A 21565-nucleotide genomic window follows, 5' to 3' on the forward strand; every position below is an offset into this window, starting at 1 on the left:
CTCAGTACTCGCCGAGCGCAACCGCGACCCAGTGGGACACGGTCGGATCAGCTGCGAGCGTCGGGAAATCGACGTCCGCAGCGCCCGCGGACCGCCATCGTTCCACAAGGCCCATGATGCGGATCGAGTCCAACCCTTCGTCGAGCAGGTTCAGCTCGTCGTCGATCCTCTCGGGTGACCGGTCGAGTGCGGTGGCGATGTCGCCGATGACGGTCTCGCGGGTGAGCACAGTGGTGAGTCCTTGTCTTTCGGGGACTGAAACAGTCTTCTTACTTGGCGAACATGGTCTGGACCTGGTCCAGCGTCGAGATCACTCCGTCGTAGTCCGGCCGGTAGCTCGTCGCCGGAAGCTCGAACACCTTGCCCGACGCGAATGCATGCAGGTTCGCGTACGCCGGGTCCTGCTTCAGCTCGTCCAGGCCGCGTCCGGCGACCGGAACGACGATGACGACAGGCGCGGTGGCGACGTTCCCGAGCAGCTCGTTGCTGATGATGAAGGAGTCACCCGATCCGTAGAGTTCGGGGTTGTCCGCCTTGGTCAACACGTCGTCGGGCTCGAAGCCCACGGTCTTCAGCAGTTCCGGCAACGTCGCGGTCTGCGGAATGAACGCCGGCTCGTTCGTGCTCAACGACAGGAAGTACGCGACGGGGGAACCCGGAACCGTGATGGCATCCTCGACCTCGGCAACCTTGTCCTCGTAGGCGTCGAGCAGGCCGTCCACCTTGTCGGATTCGCCGGCCGCGTCGGCCACTGCCTCGAGCTGCCCCTGCCAGGTGTTGACCGACGACGGGATGAGGACCGTCGGGGCGATCGCGGTCAGCTGATCGTAGGCCTCGTCGGCCTGTACCGCCGAGATACCCTGCCCGCCACCGATGATCAGGTCGGGCTCGGCCTGCGCGATGGCCTCGATGTTCAGCGCTTCACCTGCGGGCAGTTCCTGGGTGCCTTGCGCCTGCGCCTTCTCGGCCCACTGCGGCGGGAAGCCGCCGTCGAGGTTGGTGACGCCGAGTAGTCGGGTATCGGTGATCGCGATCGGCGCGTCGAGGGTGAAGAGGTAGCCCGCCAACCCTGCCGACAGCACGGCGATGCGCTGCGGATCGGCGGGAACGGTGACGTCACCCTTGTCGGTCGAGACGACGCGCGTGTCGCTGCTGCTCTCGTTCGTCGTGGCGCTGCCGTCGGATTCGGCATCGCTGCTGCTGCACGCCGTGAGGCCGATGGTCACCGCGGCCAATGCCGCGACGATCCGTACACCACGTCGTCGAAACTGTGTGTCAGACACTGAAAGATCCTTCCGAGATCATCGTTGTGTTCGTGTTCCCCGATCGGCTTCTAGCGCCCATCGGAATCCTTCTCGTGTGCCAGCAGCGGCACGATCGAACTCCAGCCCCCGGCACCCACCATCCCGTCGTGGTCGGCATCGACGGCGTGGACGACGAGTTCGCCGTCGTGCACGCGCGTCCACCGATCGGCGAAACCGAGCGGTGGCTTCGAGCGCTGGGCCTCGAACAGCGTCAGCGTCCCCCGATATGTCGGCGATGTCGCATTTCTCAGCAGGGAGGCAGTGTAGGCGAAGTTCGCATCGATATGGGGTGCTAGCTCGGGCGCTACGGTTTTCGCTGTCCGCATGGTGTCGGTGGACGTGTGTCCGTCCGCAGGTTCGCTGTCGATCAACCCGACGAAGCCGACGGATTCACCGAGAGCATCCAGCCTGGCCGCCATCGCATGGGCCAGCACTCCTCCGAACGAATAGCCGAGCAGGTCGTACGGACCGTCCGGCTGTTCCTGCCGCACCGTCTGCACGTACAGCTCGACCAACTCGTCGAACGTGTGCGGGCGCTCCAGGGGCAGCTGCAGCCCGACGACCGGCCGATCGATCCGTGCAGCCAGAGGCGCGAAGTGCCACGCGACACCACCTGCAGGATGGATGCAGAACAGCGGGTCACCCGTCGCCGCGGTCGGGAACCGCAGGAGGATGTGGTCGCCCGACGAGCTACCTCCGGCGTCGACGAGTTCCGCAATCGACGAGACCGATTGTCGTGCAATCAAATCCGCGATCTCGACACGAACGCCGAATTCGCGCTGCACCCGAGACACCACGCGCATGGCGGCGAGCGAGTCACCCCCACAGTCGGCGAAACCGTCGTCCCCGCCGATGTCGTTCCAGCCCAGCACATCCGAGAAAATATGTGCGACGCGGCGCTGGGTGTCGGTCCGCAACGTATCGGCGACGTCGCGACGCGGCGGCTCGGGAAGAGCGGCGCGATCGAGCTTGCCGTTGATCGTCAACGGGATGTGGTGGACGACGACGATCCGAGACGGCACCAGATGCGCCGGAACCGAATCACGAAGCAACGCCCGTAGATCCGCAGACTCACCGGACGCGACGACGTAGCCGATCAGCCGAGGAATGCCACTGTCGTCGCGGACCGTGGCGGCAGCCCGCTCGACGCCGGGCAGTGACTCGAGCGCGGACTCGACCTCACCGAGCTCGATGCGCATTCCTCGGATCTTCACCTGTCTGTCGACGCGGCCGAGATACTCGAGGCGACCCCCGGGCAGGTAGCGGACCAGGTCACCGGTCCGGTACATACGCTGCCCCACCGTGAACGGATCGGCGACGAACACGCTCGACGTCTGTCCGACACGACCGAGATAGCCGTGGGCAACTCCGTCGCCGGACATGTAGAGCTCGCCCGAGGCACCTACCTCGACGGGCCGAAGCCCCGAATCGAGCACTCTCGCACTGGCATTGCGCACTGGACGACCCAGGCACGGTGTCTCGCTGTCGGCAACCGCGGATCCCATGGCGTTGATGGTGAATTCGGTCGGTCCGTACAGGTCGTACCCGTCGACGCCGTCCTGCTCGCGCAGCCGCGTCCACAATTCCTGCGGTACTGCTTCGCCGCCGAGCATCACCAGTACAGGCGCCCGCTCGCCGTCGAGAAGCCCCGCGGCGATCAGTTCTCGTGCGTAGGAGGGTGTCACGTTGACGACGTCGATGCCGACGTCGCGGTAGTGCCCGACCAGACCGATCGGATCGGCCCGCGCCGCCTCGTCGACGACGTGCACGTGATGGCCTGCCACCATCCAGAACAGTTCCTCCCACGACATGTCGAACGAGAACGACACCGTGTGGGCGATGCGCAGAGTCCGTCCACCGACGGATTGCTCTGTGGGACGGAAGATCTCGTCGCGGTGATTGTGGTACATCGCCGTCAGTCCGCGGTGCCCGACCTGGACGCCCTTGGGCTTTCCGGTCGAACCCGACGTGTAGATCACGTACGCGAGCTGGTCCGGATGAACTGGTCCGGCGATGCGGTCCGGGGAGACCGTCGGCGGCGGAGCGGAACCCGACAGAACAGAGCGCACCGCCGGGTCCGACAGGTCGAGCACGTCCACACTCGCAGGGAGCGCCGCGGTGACCGCTGCGACGTCGTCCGAGGAGGCGTCGACGGTGACGATCGCGGCAGCGCGACTGTCCAGAACCAGTTCGACGTGTCTCGAAGCCGGATGCGCACGATCGAGTGGGAGATACGCTGCGCCGGCACGCATCACGGCGAAGATCGCGACGACGTGATCGGCGGTACGAGGCAGCAGCAAGGCCACGACGTCGCCCGCGCCGACTCCCGACGCGGCGAGCACCGACGCGAGCGCGGTGACCCGGTCGTCGAACTGCCGTGCCGTCAGCGTCTCGGTGCCGCACGTCAGTGCCGGACCGTCGGGTGACGAGGCGGCACGCTCCGACAGCAACACGTCGATGCTTCCTTCGTGATCGCCCGGGCCAGGCATCGAAATGCGGGCGGGTGTGAGCGGCGTCGACTCCGGATCGTCTCTGTCGCGGCCGGTGTCGGCAACGGTGACTGCGCCCGTCACGCCGACCAGCGCACCGAGCATGTCGACGACGACGGACGACAGCGCACCGGCCGTCGCGTCGTCGACGAGTTCGGGCCGGTTCTCCAGCGTAAGTTCCATTCCGCCGCTACGACTTCGCGGATCCACGTCGAGTGTGACCGCATAGTGTGTCGCGTCGAACGCCTCCGCGTGGGTGATGCCGACACGCTCGAACACTCCGGCTCGATCGGCGTCACCACCGACGTTGCGGAACACCATCAAGGTGTCGAAGAGCGTGTCGAAGCCCGCGGCGCGCGAGATCTCACCGAGCCCCAGGTGATGGTGGTCGATCACCGACGCCTGGCCGGCGAAGACGTCGCGCACGAGTTCACGCAGCGTCGTTCGCGGCGACATCGTGACTCGCACCGGGACCGTGTTCAGCGTCAACCCCACCATGCGGTCCGCGCGCGGCACACGCGGATCACGACCGGACACGGTGGTGCCGAACACGACGTCGTCTCGGCCGGTGACTCTGCGCAACGTCAATCCCCATGCAGCCGAGACGATGGCGGAAACGGTGATGCCCAGGTCGGCGGCCAGGGCGGTCACGGCGTCGCGCACCGTGTCGTCGACCCGCCGAGTGTGCCGGTTCGGCACGGACATGGCTCCTCGGCCGTTGCGGCGAGCGACGATCGTGGGTTCGTCCAGATCGGCGAGGCGACGCGCCCACGCTGCCCGCGCCGCGTCGTCGTCCAGCGCGGACAACCGTCGCAGATGGTCGGTGAAGTCGGCCGGCGGTTCGAGAACCCGCAGCGCCGCGTCGACGACGTCGTCGTCGGTCGTCTCGGGACCCGCCAGTGTCCTGGCGACGCCGTACAGCACGAACAACTCGCCGAACAACACACCCTGCGACCACGCATCGGTCAGCAGATGATGTCCGGTGACGATCAATTGTTCGGTCTTGGACGCAACTGCAACGACCGCGCGCAGCAACGGCCCCCGATCCAGCCGGAACGGGCGGGCGAACTCGTCTGCGGCAACGGCATCGAAGTCGGCCGACGACTCCACGAACTGCTCGTCCACGACGACGGCTGCCGGGCGAAGAATCGACACCGGCTCCGCGAACACCGCGTGCGTGAACACCGCGGTCAGGTTCGGATAGCGCCGCAGAACCGCAGCCACGGCGATGTTCAGCGCCCGACGGTCGATCGTTTCGGCGAACGTGAATCGGTGCTGCACGTGGTAGCTGTCGGCGCTCTGCCCGCTGGTGACGGACTGGAAGTACATTCCGCGCTGCAAAGGCGTCAAGGGAAGAACCCGCTGCCACCCCGCATAGTCGGCGTCGAGCGTCTCACGTTCGGCGTCGCCGACCTCGACCAACTCGGTCGACGCGTCTTCGGCTACGCCACTGCTGCGGATGGCCGTATCCGCGAGGTCGACGAACGAGTGCGACTCGAACACCGAGGCCACCTGGACTGTGACGCCGCGCCTCCCGGCAGCCGCGACGAATCGCACCGCGGCGATGCTGTCGCCGCCCGCTGCAAAGAAACCGACGTCGGGAGCGACCTCGGTACCCAGCACCTCCGTTGCCGCGGCGAGGAGGTCCCCGAGAATGGTCGACCCGGCCCGATCTCCCTGCGCCACAGTCTCTTCAGTCTCCTCCCGACGACGAGGTACCGGCAGCGCACCTCGATCGAGTTTGCCGTTCAGGGTGCGAGGCAGGGACGACAGGACGGTGATCGATTGCGGAAGAAGCTGATTCGGCACCGTGGCGGCGAGTCGTTCACGGACCACGTCGCCGTTCGGTTCGATTCCGTCGACGGGCACGACGTATCCGAACAGCCGGACCGTACCGTCGGCGATCTCCGCTACCTTGGCGGCGGCGTCGGCGATGCCGTCGAGGGCCCGCAGAGCCGACTCGACGTCGCCGAGCTCGACTCGGAAACCGCGGACCTTGACCTGGTCGTCGGTGCGTCGCAGGTACTCGAGCCGGCCGTCGCGCTTCCGTACGAGGTCACCCGTGCGGTACAGCCGTTCACCGGCCTTCGACGGGTGCGCGACGAACCGTGTCGCGCTGTGCGACGGCCGATTCAGATAGCCGCGTGCCACCTGCGCGCCCCCGAGGTACAGCTCTCCTGCCGCACCGTTCGGCACCTCGCGCAACCACTCGTCCAGAACCCGCGCATCGACGTCGATCCACGGGGACCCGATCGTGACGGGCGTTCCCCTCCGGAGTTCGGCGGCCGTGGCCCACACGGTGGCTTCCGTCGGGCCGTACACGTTCCAGACCGTGTCGCCGACGGCCGTCAGCTGGTCGGCGAGTTCGGCCGGGACAGCTTCACCACCGACGAGCACACGCACGGAACAGTCCCGCAGGCTACCGAGCAGCAGGCGCCACAGCGACGGTGTCGCCTGCACGACAGTCGCATTCGACTCGGCGATCACCGCCGCGAGCTTCGGTGGATCGACGACGGTCGTGCGCGGAACGACGACGACGGACGCGCCGACGATCAACGGACACAACAGTTCCAGCACCGCGATGTCGAACGACACCGTCGTCACGGCGACGAGGGTATCGGACGACCGGACCCACCCCAGCCGAACCGCGGCGTCGGCGAACGCGGCAAGGTTCGCCGTCGTCACCATGACGCCCTTGGGGTTGCCCGTGGTACCGGAGGTGTGGATGACGTAGGCAAGTGCGTCGTCGGCCACCGGCACCGGGGGCAGGACGACGTCGGACCGGCGCTCGACATCGACGTCGTCGACGAGGACCGCGGGCAGGTCGATCCACGACACCGCGTCGACGGTGGCACGCTGCACGAGAACGCACGTCGGCCTCGCGTCGTCCATCATGTACTGCAGGCGCTGCCGCGGGTAGTCGACATCCAGCGGCAGGTACGCCGCACCGCACCGCAGGACGGCCAACAGGGCCGTCGGAAGGTCCTCGTCACGACCGATCGCGACGCCGACGACCGATCCGGGCCGCACACCGTTCTCGGTCAGAACACGCGCTGTCGCCTCCACGCGAGACGCGAGTTCGCCGTATGTGAGGACGCGGTCACCGGCGACCACGGCGACGCCGTTCGGGTCGTGCACGGCACGATCGTGGAAACGGCGGATCAGCGACTGCGGAACGGATTCGCGCACAGGCGAATACAGCAGGTCGTCTCGACCGGATCGCGACAGCGGCTCGTCGGGGCGTTCCAGTACGTCGTCCAGCGAACGGATGATCTCGGCGGCGAGGTTCCGGGTGGTACCGACGTCGAACAGATCGGCCGCACCGCCGACGGCCACCTCCGTACCGTCCCGGCTCTCCCGCAACCACACTGCGACGTCCATACGGGCAGGTGGGTCGACGGGTTCCAGTTCGGTCGCCGTCGCCTCTCCCCACCGCATCGAGTCACCGCGAACCTCGTGCCCGACCATGGTCTGGAACAGCGGGTGTCTGCCCAACAGTCGCTCCGGCGCGACCGCGTCGACGACACGATCGAACGGAACGTGCTGATGTTCGAGTGCAGCCAGAGATGTTGCGCGCACGCGTTCGAGCACCTGGGCCGGTGTGGGGTTGCCCGACAGGTCGATTCGATGAACGACCGTGTTGACGAGGTAGCCCACGGTGTCACGGAAACGGCCGTCGCCGAGGAGTTCTCGGTCCGACACCGTCGTGCCCAGCGGTATGTCGACACCTGCGCCGAACCTGTTCCACGCCAGTGCGACTGCGGCCTCGAGGATCATCAGCGAGCTGACCCCGTGACGGACGGCGGCAGCGCGCATTTCCCGGGCGGTCTTCTCGCTCACTGCCGTGCGCACGCCCACCGAACGATGCGACGCGTCTCGCGGTCGAGGCCGGTCGGTCGGAAGGTCGAGTTCGGCAGGAAGATCGGCGAGCGCGCTCGACCAGTACTGCACCGAGTCCGACGGGGTGCCGGCCTGGGCCGCGAACTCCCAGAACGATGGTGCACCGGTGTCGAGCCTGGGCACCTGCCCGGCGAGCCGCTGCTCGTACGCCCGCCCCAGCGATTCCAGGACCACTCTCACCGACGATCCGTCGATCGCGATGTGATGCACGACGATCACGAGCACGAGCCGGTCACCACTACCGCGAATCACGCACGCGCGGGCCGGTACTCGCCGTTCGATGTCGAATACGGCATCGGGAGCGGTGAGGTACGCCTGGACGGCCTCCTGCATGTCACCCGTGGCGTCGACGATCGTCAGTTCCGGAATCTCCGACTCGCCCCGGACGTGAGGTCGTGGGTCGCCGCCGGCGTCCGCTGGGTAGCACGTCCGCAGAATGTCGAAGTGCACCAGAAGATCACGCCAGGCATCACCCAACGCGCCGACGTCGACAGGGCCGGTCAGTTCGAGCACGACGGGGACGTCGTGTGCGTGCGAACCCTGGCCCAGCCGTTCGAGTATCCACAGACGCTTCTGCGCCGAGGACACGACCGGGTCGGCGGTGATCGATTCGGGCGCCGGCGGGGCAGCCAGCGTACGCGACAGTGCTGCAATCGATCTCGGCGTGCGGGCGTCGAAGATCTCGGCGACGGTGACTGCAATCCCCACGCGACGCAGGGCGGCGACCGCACGCATCGCGGCGAGCGAGTGTCCCCCGCGGTCGAAGAAGTCGTCGTCGACATCGATCGGTACCTCGAGCACAGTGGACAGCTGCGTCGCGACGGTCTCGGCAGTCATCGGATCGGCCGCCGACGACGGTACGACGGACCCGGCTCGGGCGGTTCGGCGCGGTGGAAGCGTCGGGATCGACGACGGCACGAAGTCCGAGGCCGGCCGTTCGACGTCGACGATCATCTCGGCGAGAATCTCCGAAAGAGACTGCACGACAGCCCGAACGACGTCTGCACCGACCTCGTCGGGATCGTGATCGACGACGAGCGTGAATCGGTCTCCCGGGGGCGCGAGCAGCGACAGCGGATACTGCGTGACGCTGACGTTTCCGATACCCAGGATGCGCGTGTCCGCGGACGTATCGTCGTCGGCACCGAACGCGCCGGGATAGTTCTCGAACACGACGAGCGTGTCGAACAACGGACCACGGCCACGGGAGTCGGCGCAGGCTTCGATCTCCGACAACGGGAGTTGCTGTGCGTCACCGAGGTCGTACTGTTCGGACTGGCTTCGCTGCAGCACCTCGCGCAACGGGCGCGCATCGAGCTGCATCCGGACCGGCACGGTGTTGCTGAACAGACCGACCATCTCTTCGACGCGGTCGAGGTCCGACGGTCGGCCGGAGACGGTGGTGCCGAACACCACGTCGTCCCGGCCGACGAGAGCGCACAGCACCGCGCTCCACGCGCCCTGCACCAGGGTGTTGACGGTGAGGCCGTTCTCTCGGGCGAGACCAGCCAGCGCCTCACCCGTCGACGACGGAAGTTCGACGGCGATCGACGACCCGGCCGTTCCGGAATCGCCGGTCCCGCGGGCGACGATCGTCGGCTCCGTGACTCCGGCGAGCCGGGTCCGCCACAGTTCCCGCAGTGCGGTGTGATCCAGCCGGCTCAACCAGCGAAGGAAGTCGGCATAGTCGGCGGCCGGTGCACGTCCCGCCCCGCCGTGGTTGTAGTGCTGCACCAGCTCGCGCAGCACGATGGGTGTGGACCATCCGTCGGTCACCAGATGGTGGGCATTCAGAACGAGGCGGGTGCGATTCTGCGGCAACAGCACCACGTGTGCAGCGAGAAGCGGACCGCGTCGGACGTCGAACACCGCCCTTGCGGCGCGGTTCTGCACGAGAGCGGCGACGGAGTCGGCGGCACGTCGAGACAGCGTGCGCACGTCGGTCACGTCCCAGCGAACACTCTTGTCGCGTGGAATCGATTGAACCGGCTCGTCCACTCCCTCGAAATGGAAGCCGGACGCCAGGTTCGGGTGACGGGACACGACCGCGTCGAATGCGTCGTGCAGTCGTCGCGGGTCCAGGTCGCCGTCGAGGTCGACGACGGCCGTCAGGGTGTACACGTCACGTTCGGCGTGGCGCGCGGCGTGAGCCAGCAGACCCGCCTGCAGCGGCGACAGCGGCAGCAGAGTGTCCAGTGGGCCGGTGATGGACTCGAGTTCGTCGATCTGGCGCTGAGTGACCGACACCGTGCCGCAGTCCACCGCGCTCAGTCCACCGTCGAACACGGCGGCGTGCACGGCGAGGCTCTCCAGCGCGTCGGCGAACGACGACTGCAGCGAGGCCACCGCGTCGGCGTCCAGAAGCTCGCTCGCCGCGGTCCATTCGATCACCAGGTTCGAGTCCTGCGCGAAGACGTTGACGGACAACACTTCCGACAGTGTCCGACCGTGCGGTTCGACGACTCCGAAGGCTTCGCCCGGCGCGGAACGCCAGCCGGCACCCGACAGACCGGTCGACGCGCCCAGGTAGTTCAGCACGATCTGCGGTGCGGGCACCGACGCGAGGTCGCGTCCCGCGTCGTCCAGGAACCGCAGGACGCCGTACCCCACCCCGCTGTCGCGGCCGCGTCGGCGATCGGTCTTGACGGCATGCAGCATCTCGGCGAGAACGGCTCCGCCCGAACGTGCTTCGGCGAACCGATCGTCCGCCGAGACGCACGAACCCGGCACCGTCACGGGATATTCGGTCGTGAACCACCCGACGGTCGAGCCGCGGCCGCGACGGTCGCCGTTTTCGTTGTCCCGACCGTGGCCTTCCATGAGGACCGGGAAGTCGCCCCGGTCACCGAACGAGGTGCGCACCGCAAGAGCGAGTGCGACGAGAAGAACTTCGTCGGGTCGAGCGCTGTACTTGGCGCACAGGTCGAGGACGGCAGCTGCGACGGCACCCGACGACGTCGTCCTGGTGACCGACGCGGTCGCATGGGTGTCGACGCCAGGCCGTGGCCCGGTCTCGGTCAACACCGCACGGTTCGACGTCAGGACTGCGGACCAGTGACCCAGCTCGTCGAGATAGCGGTGCGACGAGGCGCGATCGGCGAGTTCACCCGCACGATGCCGCCAGGACTGTTCGTCGGTCCTCGCGAGTTCACGGCCGGACGCCGTCGCCACCAGGTCTGCGACCAGCACGCTCCAGGACAACGCGTCGACAGCGAAATGATGCACGACGGTCAGCACCCGGTCCGGACCGTCCACGACCCGAATCACGCCGAGCCGCACCATCGGGCCGGCAACCGGGTTCAAGTCCTGCGCAAGCTCGTGCGCGAGGCATGCGGTTCGAATTCCTGCGTCCGCGCTCGTCAACGGCCCGAGTTCGGCGACCTCGGCCGGATCGGCGGACTCGAGGATGTGCACGGAATCCGCGTCGCGCACCGTCATCCGCAGGGCCGCATGGCGGTCGAGCACGATACGCAGTGCGGCCTGCAGCTGTTCGACGTCCACGTTCTCGTCGACCTCGACGGCAGTCCACTGCGCGTACGACGCCACCGCATCCAGCGTGTCGACGGACAGCGCGTTGCGCATGACGGGAGTCGTCGGGGTGGAGCCGGCGGCGATGTCGTCGTCGACGTCGTCGGCACGCCGCTCGAGGGTCCGAGACCCGGCGGCCAACGCAGCGAGGTCGCGCCCGGACAGAATCTCCTTCGGTGTCAGCACCACTCCGTGCCCGCGCAATCGCGCACTGATGGCGATCGCGCCGATACTGTCCCCGCCGAGAGTGAACAAGTCGGAGTCGACGGAGACGTCGTCGTGCCCCAGGACCTCGCCGACGACAGCACACAGCGCGAATTCTGCTGGCGTGCTCGGTGTTCGGTCGATCGAGACCGAACCGGACGCCGACGGCGCAGGCAACCGGGCACGGTCCACCTTGCCGTTGACGGTGACGGGCAGTTCGTCCAGTACGACGACGGCCGACGGAACGAGATGATCGGGAACCCGCGTGTGCAGTGCGCGTCGGATGTCGTCTCCGCTCGTGGTTTCGTGGGCGGTGACATACCCGACGAGCCTGGCGCCTGCCCCGGACCCGAGAACGACGGCAACCGCGGAACGCACCGAATCGACCTGTGCGAGAATATTTTCCACTTCCCGCAGTTCGACGCGATGGCCCCGAATCTTGACCTGGTCGTCGGCGCGACCGAGATACTCGAACCCGGTCGCGTCGTCCCAGCGCGCGAGATCGCCGGTGCGGTACATGCGCCGCCCGGGAACGTTCGGATTCGCGACGAACCGGTCGGCGGTGGCACCCGGTCGATCGAGGTATCCGCGCGCGAGCTGCGGGCCGGCCAGATACAGTTCGCCGACCTCGCCGTCGAGCACGGGACGAAGCGCACCGTCGAGCAGGTAGGCCGCGGTTCCGTCGAGAGGACGACCGATGCGTACCACGCCCGAGTCGACGTCGTCCGAGATGGCGTCGACCGTCGCTTCGGTCGGTCCGTACATGTTGTAGACGCGGGCCGCACTCGCCCCCAGCACTGCGGCGAGCGCGGGAGGTAACGCCTCACCGCCGACGACGACGGTGTTCACGCCGGAGTCGGTCAGTCCCGCGTCCACGAGGAACGACGCCATGGACGGGGTCGTGTCGACGACGTCGATCGCGTCCTCCGCGAACTTCTGGATCTGCAGGTCGGCATCGCGCTGAATTTCGCTGTCGTACAGGAATACTCGGTGGCCGTCGAGAATCCACAGCAGCGGATCGAGCGAGGCGTCGAAGGCGAACGACGTGGTGTGCGCGACGTGCAGCCTGCGCCCGCCCACGCGTGACGCGGCATCGGCGTAGACACTGGCACGCTGACGCGCGACGAGGTGCGCCAGGCCGCCCGCACGCACGACGACGCCTTTGGGGGTACCCGTCGAGCCCGACGTGAACAGCACGTAGGCCATGTCGTCGGGTCGGGACGAGGCCGACTCCCCCAGTCGGACTACCTCCCCGGTCAGGTCGTTCAGGGGCAGGACGGCGCAGTCGACTGCCACCGGCGATATGTCGGCACACAGCAAAAGCACCGGCTTCGCCTGGGCAGCGAGCGCGTCGAGCCGTTCGGTCGGGTACGCCGGGTCGAGCACGACGTATGCCGCGCCGACCTCCCACACGGCGAAGATGCTCGCGACGATGTCAGCGCTGCGTGGCAGCGCCAACGCGACGATGTCGTCCGCACCGACACCGCGGCGCCGAAGCACCCCTGCGATCGTGCCGACGCGTTCTCCGAGTTCGGCTGCGGTCCAGCGTGTCTCGTGATCGACCAGCACGACCTCGTCCGCATGACGGACGACCATGTCCGCGAACACCGTTCGCACGGGCGGCGCGTCGCGCACCAATGCAGGCGGCGTCCACCCGGCGGGAATACCGCTGCCGCGCAGGTCGACGTCGGCCAATGTCGGTCGTTCGGGAGCGCACAGCGCACCGACGAGCTCGGCCAGACCGCGCACACGAGCCGCCGCGGCCTCGGCGGACACAGCCCTCGCGTCGACCTCGAAGCCGAGCAGCATCCGTCCACCGTCGAGGGGCGTGGCCGTCAGACCGAGTTCCTCGGGCGGACCACCCGCGACGTTGCGCAATGTTCCGACCGCCCCGGCGAAGTCGAGCTCGAAATCGAACGCTTTCAGGTTGATTCCGACACCGTGCAGCAGCGCACCCGCGCCAGGGGCAGAAAGGTCGCGCACGATGTCTTCACCGCGATAGCGCTGATGGGCTCGCAGCTCGCCGAGAGCCGCGGCCACCGACGTCGCGAGTGCCCGGACGTTGTCGGTCAAGGACACCGACACACGCAGCGGCAGCACGTTCACGGCCATCGACGGGGTGGTCAGTGTCGCGCGCGTGGTGCGCACCATGATCGGCAGGGCAAGGACGACATCGGTGGTCTGCTGCAGGCGGGCGACGAAGCCTGCGTACGCTCCGATGAACACGTCGGCCCACGTGCAGCCGATGTCCTCGGCAATCGACCTCAGCAACGCCATCCCGTCCGCCTCGACGACGGCGCGCGCGGAGTGCGTCCGCGGAGCCGACCCGACGTCGCCGGTCGACCGTCCGCGCAGCTCGGGAAGCGGACTGAGCCGCCGCGTCCAGTAGTCCCGATCGGAGGAGGCGTCGTCGGATTTCCGGTACCGGACGTCCTCGGTGACGACGTCGGTGAACGAGCCGAACGGGTTCGGGCGCAACGTCTTTCCTGTCACCGCCGACGTGTACCGTGCGGCGAGACGGCGCGAGATCATCGCAGCGGAGTAACCGTCGACGATCAGGTGGTGGTAGAGCTGAACGCACCAGACCTCGGTCTCGGAGAGCCGAAGAACGGTGTAGACGAAGAGTTCTCGATCGACCATCTCGCGGGCTGCCTCGGCCGCATCCCGCCGAATGCGCGTGACGTGTTCGTGGGCTGCAGCGTGGGGATCCGCCTGGGCGGTCAGGTCGACGACCGGAACGTCGACGGCGTCCGCCGGTTCGATCCACTGCCGCGGCCCGTCGTCGGATGCCACGAAGCGGAGTCGCATCGTGTCCGCCTCGGCAACCGTGGCGCTGATGGCGTCGATCAGAACCGACACGTCGATCGGCACGCCGCCACCGGACGCGTCGATCTCGAGCACCTCGCCGACGAGGTAGTAGGGCGAATCCGGTTCCAGCCGTTGCGCATTCCAGATACCCAGCTGGGCGCCGGTCAGAGGCATCAGTGCCGCTGAGGTGTCGGTGCGGTGCTCTTCGACGAGTGTCATCGTGATTGGCTCTTCTTGTCGATCTTGCCCACCGAGGTCGTGGGGAATTCGGAGACGAACTCGAACTTGTCCGGAACGGTGTACGCAGCCACCTTGCGCTCGGTACGAAGAAATGCCCGCAACTGTCCCGCCGTCGGCTCGTCGGAGTCGGGGTCACGGCGGATGACGAACGCGCAGATCTTCTCTCCGAGAACGGGATCGGGAACGCCGACGACCGAGACGTCGTGAATCTTCTCGTGCGCGAGCAGATGGTTCTCGACGACCGCAGGCGCGACCTTCTCACCACCGCGGTTGATCTGATCCTTGCTGCGGCCGACGACCTGGAGGTAGCCCCTGTCGTCCTGGACGACGATGTCACCGGTGGTGTAGTAGCCGTCCACGGTGAACGCAGTCCGATTGTGTTCGGGGGCACGGAAGTACCCGCGAATCGTGTACGGTCCGCGTGTCTGCAGATGCCCCGGCATTCCTGTCTCCACCGGCTGCCCCGCATCGTCGACGACGCGCACCTCGTCGTCCGGCGAGATGGGCCTTCCCTGCGTGCCGAACACGGTGGCGTCGTCGTCGCCGACGCGGGTGTAGTTGACGAGTCCCTCGGCCATCCCGAAGACCTGGGTCAACGAGCAGCCCAGTTCGGGGCGAACCCGGCGAGCGACTTCCTCGGTCAGCTTCGCGCCGCCCACCCACACCGAGATCAGCGACGTCAGATCGCGTTCCCGGCGCACCGACGAGTTGAGCCACGCCATCAGGACCGGGGGCACCAACGCTGCGTGCGTGACCGCATGCTGCTCGACCAGGCGCAGGCACGTGTCGGGCGACGGATCGGGCGCCATCACGATGCTGCCGCCGACGGCGACGACACCGAGCAATCCCGGGGAGCTCATCGTGAAGTTGTGCGAGATGGGCAGTGCCGCAAGCATGACGGACGTCTCGTCGATCTCGCAGATGCGCGCACTCTCGCGCACCGAGTAGAGGTAGTCGTCGTGCGTGCGCGGGATCAGCTTGGGTGTGCCCGTCGTTCCGCCGGACAACTGCAGAAACGCGATGTCCGACGGCAACGCACGTGTGCGCCTCGGCACCGCGTCCGCGGTGGCCCACGACGGCTTTCCGACCGGCACGACCACGGTGACCAGATTCGCTACGGCAGAGCGGATTTCGTCCGCGATCTCGGTGTACGAGGTCGACCCGAAGCGGTCGACGGTGACGTACGCCCGGGCATCGGTGGCGCGGCAGAACTGTTCGATCTCGGCTCGTCGGTGTGCTGCGAGCGCGAAGACGGGTAACGCACCGAGCTCGAACAGCGCGAAGACGACCTCGACGAATTCGCTGGTGTTCGGCATGTGCACCACGACGCGGTCACCGCGGCCGATACCTCGCGCGCCGAATTCGCCTGCCACCGCTTGGACGCGATCGGCCAACTCGGCGTAGGTCAGCGCGCGATGATCGTCGATCACCGCGATGCGCGTCGGATACGCGGACACGCTGTCCGCCAACAGATCCGAGTGCGTCTGCCCGGTCCAGTAGCCCTTGTCCCGGTAGTCGGCTGCGAACTCCTTGGGATAGGGCACGACACCGTCGAGCACCAGCGGCGTGAGCGTGTCCACCGACGAGCTCATCGTGCGACGCCCGCTGCCACGGGCTGGCGTCCGAGCGCGTCGGCAACGTCCGTGGCGGTGACGACCGCACCGCACCGCTTGGCGGCGTAGGTCGCCGCCATGACGTGCTCGTCGCGCGAGAAGTCCGCGGTCGCGTCGAGTACGAGGAAGGGGCAGACATCGGACATGAACGCCTCTGCGGCACTGAGCATGCAGCCCATGTGCGCGTAGACGCCCGTGACGATCAGCTGGTCACGGCCGTGATGGCCGAGGAGCTCGCGAAGGTCGGTGCGCTGGAACGCCGAGTACCGCCACTTGGTGACCTCGATGTCGCCGCGACGCGGAGCGAGCGCGTCGATGACGTCGGTGTCGCGTCCCGACCCAAGGCCCGGCCCCCAGAAGTCCGCGAGAATGCCGCGGCGAGAGGGATGTTGGTCGCCGGGTTGCATCGTGTACACCACCGGGATGCCGAGATCGGACGCCTGTTCTCGCAGTGCCGAGATCCTCTCGACGACGGGTGTGATCAGCTCGGGCGCGTCGGAGTACGCGTCGATGAAGTAGTTCTGCATGTCGTGGATGAGCAGCGCCGCCCGGTCGGGGTCGAGCTCCCAGTCGACGACGTTGGCCGGAACTTCGTCACGGCCGGGAATCGAGTAGCTCGTGATCTTCGGAATTGCCATGGTCGTCCCTCTCGTTCGTACGAAAATCGGTCTTCGATCGGTCGATGGTGCGGTGTGGCGGCTACACGGTTCGGTGCCTGCTCCACGCGTCCCACAGCTCGCTGTAGCGTCCGCGTCGCTGCATCAGATCGTCGTGAGTTCCCTCCTCGACGACGGTCCCGTTGTGCATCAACAGAATTCGATCGGCCTGCCTCGCCTGGTCCAGGCGATGAGCCACGATCACCGCACTGCGACCGGACAACGCCGCGTCGGCTCCCCGTTCGAGAACTCCCGCCCCTGCGCTACCTGCATCGGCGGTGGCCTCGTCGAGAATTGCGACCGGCGGGTCGGCGAGGACGAGTCGTGCGAGGGCCAACTGCTGCGACTGCAGTGGCGTGAGCTGATGTCCGCCTGCACCGACGACCGTGTCGAGTCCGTCGGGCAGCAGGTCGACCCACTCGCGTGCGAACACCGTCTCCAGTGCCGCGGTCATCCGTGCGTCGTCGGCATCGGGATTTGCCAAGGCCAGGTCGTCGCGCAACGGCCCGGCGAACACGTGAACGTCCTGGGTGATCAGGGTGATCCGCGTGGCACGTTCGGTGTCGGGGGCATCCGCGATATCGGCCGAACCGAAGGTCACCGTTCCCGTCGCAGGCGTCCGCACACCCGCGAGCAACGCCGCCAGCGTCGACTTTCCGGACCCGGACGCGCCGACCACCGCGATCGTCTCGCCTGATTCGACGCGGATGTCGATGTCGCGCACTACCGTTCGGCCGGGCCGGTAGCCGAACGAGACGCCGCGCGCCGCGAGGACGCCGCTCTCCGGGAGAGCCGCTTTCCGATCGCGAGTCGGGTCGTCGACCCGGATCACCCCGACGATCCGTGCGAGAGACGCCAGGGCGGACTGCAATTCGTCGATGACGAGCAGCACGTCCTCGATCGGCTCGAACAGACGCAGGAAGTACAGCATGGCCGTCGTCGTCGCGCCGACCGTCAACGCGTCGGTTCCGACGAGGTGGAATCCAATGATCAGCAGCGACGCCATACCGATGAACTGGGCGGTGTTCAGACGGCCGTAGAAGCGGTTCTGCACGATGCGCGCCCGCATCGTCCACCGCACCACTTCCCAGGAGTGCAGGCCGACGCGGCGCGCGAGCGTGGGCGCCAGGTCGTACGCGTGCACCGTGCGCAGACCCTGCACGGCCCCCAGAACATGCTGCGCGCGCACGCCCATCGCTGCGCGCTCGGCTGCGTAGATCTCCGGAGCGTTGCGCAGATACCACCGCACGGCCAACGCGTAGATCGGCACGACCACCAGCAGTGCGATCAGGAATCGCCAGTCCAACGCCGTCAGTCCCACCGCAGTGAGCAGCACCGTGAACAGCGACGTGGACAGCGCGGGGACGACGTTCGTGATGGCGTTCGACACCTCGTCGACGTCATCGGTCGCCCTCGACACGAGATCTCCGCTGCCTGCCTCCTCGACGTGCTCGAGCCGCAGAGCCAGGCTGGAGGTGAACATCTTCTCGCGTAGCCGGGCCAGCACCGTCTCGAACAGCCGCGCCGACAAGACGACACCGAGCGCGCCGAAGGCGGCGAACCCGAGCACCGCGGCCACCATCACCGATCCCAGCAACCAGATACGGCCGTCGGCATCCCCGTTCACGACCGTGTCGACCATCGAGCCCAGCGCCCACGGCGCCACGAGACCGAGCGCGGCTCCGACCGTCATCGTGACCACGAGGACCGCGGCCCGCGATCCCTGACCGGCCAGCGCGAGACGCACTTCGGCCACCACGGCTGCCGTGTCGGCGATGGGCAGCGTCGTCCGTTTCGTACCGGTCGTCATCGCGACACCTCCACTGCTTCCCGACGGCTGCCGAGGTCGACGACCGTCGTTGCTGCGGCCAGCACTGCAGGTGACGACGTGAACACGATCGTGGTACGTCCCGTCCGTGCGAGACCGATCCGTTCGGCCACCGCGGCCTCGGTGACGGAGTCGACGGCCGACGTCGGCTCCAGGAGCACGAGTACCTGGGGGTCCGCGGCGAGCGCGCGCGCCAGCGACACGCGTTGCCGCTGTCCCCCGGACAGCATCCGTCCCGCTTCGCCGACCGGGGTGTCCAGGCCGTCGGGCAGCACGTCGACGATGTCGTCGCACGCCGCTGCGAAGACGGCACGTGCGACGGCGTCGGAACCGTGGTCGCCGTCGACTCCGGAGGCGATGTTCTCGGCCACGGTGCCCTCGAAGAGATCGCTCTCGTGCGGTGCGACGAGCAGGGTTCGACGGCGGTCGGCGTCGGGCAGATCTACGACGTCGATTCCGCCCACGGTGACTGCGCCGTCGGCTGGAACCGTCAGCCCGGCGAGCATGTCGGCAAGTTCTGCGGTGGTACGCGCGTCGGCCACGACGGCGACGAACTCGCCTTCGGCGATTCGCCGATCCACGGTGTGCCCGGCGTCCAGGACCACGCCGTCGAGACGGATGTCGAATCCCGTTGCTGTGTCGCGTCTTTCGGCGCCGCGACGCGCGGGAGGCGCCTGCAGGACGGTCAGCACCCGTTCGGCCGACGCCACCGCCTGCGCCCAGATGGTGCCCGCGTTCGACGCGAACGCCTGCAGCGGACCCATGACGAATTGTGTGACAGCGACGACGGTGATGAGCTGGCCGACGGTCATCGCACCGCCGAGAGCCATCAGCCCTGCGGCGACGGCAACACCGGCGATGAACAGGCCTGCGACGGCTTCCATCGACCCGAGATAGCCTGCCCGTGCGACGCTGGCCTTCAGCGTTCCGTCCAGCGCGCGCTCGCTCGCGCCCCGGTACCGGTTGCCTGCTCGGTGTTCGGCGCCGAGCCCCTTGACGATGCGGAATCCTCCGACGAGGTCGGTCGCCGTGCCTGCCGCCTCGCCCGCGGCCTGCTGCTCCTGCATGCTGCGCACGCGAAGCGGTGACCCCGCGCGATCCATCGCCCACAGCATCAGCGGCGTCGCGACGAGGATCGCGAGACCCAGCGGCCACGAGATGTACAGAAGAATCGCGGCGGACGCGAGGACGGCAGCGAACTCGCCGACCGGGTACACGACGATGGCAACGGCGCTCGCCAGCTGACGCGCGTCGGACGTGGCGATGTTCAGCAGCATGCCCGGCTGACGCGTCTCCCCGCTCATGCCGCGGGCGTCGAGAATGCGATCGGTGATAGTGGTGCGCACGTGGTGCTGAATCGCATTCATGCCGAGAAAGCCGATGCGCGAACCGAATCGGAACGTCACCGACACAGCCGCGTACACGATACCGAGGACGACAACCCACAGCACGAGCTGTCCGAGGTCACCCGGAGCGATGGCTCGATCGATGGCGACACCCATGATCACCGGCACGAGCGCGGCACACAGCTGGTGCACGATCAGCATAATTCCGGCGGGCACGGTGTACTTCTTGGCGGCGAACATCGTGCGCCAGGTCAATGCGCGCGGAGTCGTCGATTCGGTGACGACGATGTCGGTCGTCGCGATCGGCGTCGCAGGCGCGGCGAAGAAAACGGGCAGTTTCATCAGTGGGTGAGCACCGAATCGAGCAGGGCACGAGAGCTGAGCGAGTCGACCAGCTCTCCGGACCGCACGGCGATGTTCGACAGCAACGACGACGTCAGACCATGCGAATGTTCGGTCCCACCCTGCAGGTAGATACCTCCGGTGACGTGGTCGGCAGTGCGTACTCGATAGTCACGCTCGAGCTCGGGCGTACCGTCGTCGGCGAATCTGCACTCGTCCGCGAGCGGGCCGAGCACCGTGCGTAGGTCGAGCGGGCGGAATCCCGTCGCGAACACCACTGCGTCGCACCGCAGATGCTCGTCCCGGCCTGTCGGTCGATGCCGAACGGTCACGTCGACGCCGTCCTCGGTGACGACCGGCGTCGACACCTCGGATGCGCCGTGCACGAACAGTCGCCGCGTCCCCGTCACACGCTCGGTGTACTCGCGTTCGTAGAGGTCCTCGATCAACGGCAGGTCGACGGCCGAGTAGTTGGTACTGCGATGGTAGGCCATCAACTGCGCACGCAATTGCGGTGTCGCCGAGTAGAAGTCGTCGACTGCTTCCGGGTCGAACACCCGATTCGCGTAGGGGCTGTCGTCGGCCGGGCTGTATCCGTACTTGGTGATCACGCCGTGCACGTGAGTGTCGGGGAAACGGTCGTGCAGATGAGCCACGACTTCGGCTGCACTCTGACCCGCGCCGACGACGACGAATCGACCGTGTCGACGTTCGGGCAAGGCGGACAGGTGGTCCAGCAGACGGTGGTTGTGGAACACACGTCGCGACGCCTCGACGCCGTCCGGCAACTTCGGCGTGAGCCCGCCCGCGAGTACGACGTTGCGGGCCCGCAGAATTCGCGACGTGCCGTCGGCGCCGGTGACCGTCGCTTCGAAGTGTTCGCCGTTCCAGGCGATCGCCGTCGCCGACGTCGCGTAGTCGACGTCGGCGGCAACCTTGTCGGCGGCCCACGTCAGATAGTCGTGGAACTCGACACGCGACGGAAAGAAGGTCTGCAGGTTGATGAAGTGCGTCAATCGTCCACGGTGCGAAAGATATTCGAGGAACGTGAACTCGCTGCGAGCATTGCGCTGCGTGGCCAGATCCTTGAGGAACGAGATCTGCATGGTCGTGCCGGGCAGCAGCATGCCGGCGTGCCAGCGGAACTCCGGTTGGCGTTCGACGAATTTGGCGCTGAGTCGGCGTTCGTCGGGAACTTCCGAGTTGTGCTCCTTCAGCGCGATCGCCAGGCCCAGATTAGAGGGTCCGAATCCGACTCCCAGGATGTCCACTACCTCGGAATGATCGCTCTCCATCAGCACAAGTCG

8 protein-coding genes are annotated in these 21565 nt (G+C 67.4%); all 8 read right to left on the minus strand.

What is annotated here, in order from left to right; translation table 11 throughout:
- Position 1 precedes the first annotated feature (1 nt).
- The 8 genes from HQ354_RS14440 to HQ354_RS14475 all read right to left on the minus strand — a co-directional run bounded on the left by HQ354_RS14440 (position 2) and on the right by HQ354_RS14475 (position 21553).
- Complete coding sequence (locus HQ354_RS14440) at positions 2-229, minus strand: phosphopantetheine-binding protein (RefSeq protein ID WP_222634991.1); 228 nt, start codon at positions 227-229, stop codon at positions 2-4.
- Between the two features lie 40 nt (positions 230-269).
- Positions 270-1283, minus strand: coding sequence for an ABC transporter substrate-binding protein (locus HQ354_RS14445; RefSeq protein ID WP_222634992.1), 1014 nt, complete (start codon positions 1281-1283; stop codon positions 270-272).
- A gap of 50 nt (positions 1284-1333) precedes the next feature.
- Entirely contained in the window at positions 1334-14452 is a 13119-nt protein-coding gene (locus tag HQ354_RS14450) for a non-ribosomal peptide synthetase (RefSeq protein ID WP_261768775.1), read from the minus strand.
- Positions 14449-16065 carry a (2,3-dihydroxybenzoyl)adenylate synthase gene (locus tag HQ354_RS14455; protein ID WP_222634993.1) on the minus strand — a complete coding sequence of 539 codons (1617 nt, stop codon included), beginning with the start codon at positions 16063-16065 and terminating at the stop codon, positions 14449-14451. The genes HQ354_RS14450 and HQ354_RS14455 overlap by 4 nt, the downstream gene beginning before the upstream one ends.
- Positions 16062-16724 (minus strand): isochorismatase family protein, encoded by a 663-nt coding sequence (locus HQ354_RS14460; RefSeq protein ID WP_222634994.1) that lies wholly within the window; start codon positions 16722-16724, stop codon positions 16062-16064. Before HQ354_RS14460 ends, HQ354_RS14455 begins: the two co-directional genes overlap by 4 nt.
- Before the next feature lie 61 nt (positions 16725-16785).
- Complete coding sequence (locus tag HQ354_RS14465; protein WP_222634995.1) at positions 16786-18552, minus strand: ABC transporter ATP-binding protein; 1767 nt, start codon at positions 18550-18552, stop codon at positions 16786-16788.
- On the minus strand, positions 18549-20258 hold the full coding sequence (locus HQ354_RS14470; protein WP_222634996.1) for an ABC transporter ATP-binding protein: 1710 nt from the start codon (positions 20256-20258) through the stop codon (positions 18549-18551). The genes HQ354_RS14465 and HQ354_RS14470 overlap by 4 nt, the downstream gene beginning before the upstream one ends.
- Positions 20258-21553 carry a lysine N(6)-hydroxylase/L-ornithine N(5)-oxygenase family protein gene (locus HQ354_RS14475; protein ID WP_167675595.1) on the minus strand — a complete coding sequence of 432 codons (1296 nt, stop codon included), beginning with the start codon at positions 21551-21553 and terminating at the stop codon, positions 20258-20260. The genes HQ354_RS14470 and HQ354_RS14475 overlap by 1 nt, the downstream gene beginning before the upstream one ends.
- Positions 21554-21565 lie beyond the last annotated feature (12 nt).

It is taken from the genome of Rhodococcus sp. BP-261 (genome assembly GCF_019835205.1).
In the GTDB taxonomy this organism is placed as follows: Bacteria; Actinomycetota; Actinomycetes; order Mycobacteriales; family Mycobacteriaceae; genus Rhodococcoides; species Rhodococcoides kyotonensis_B.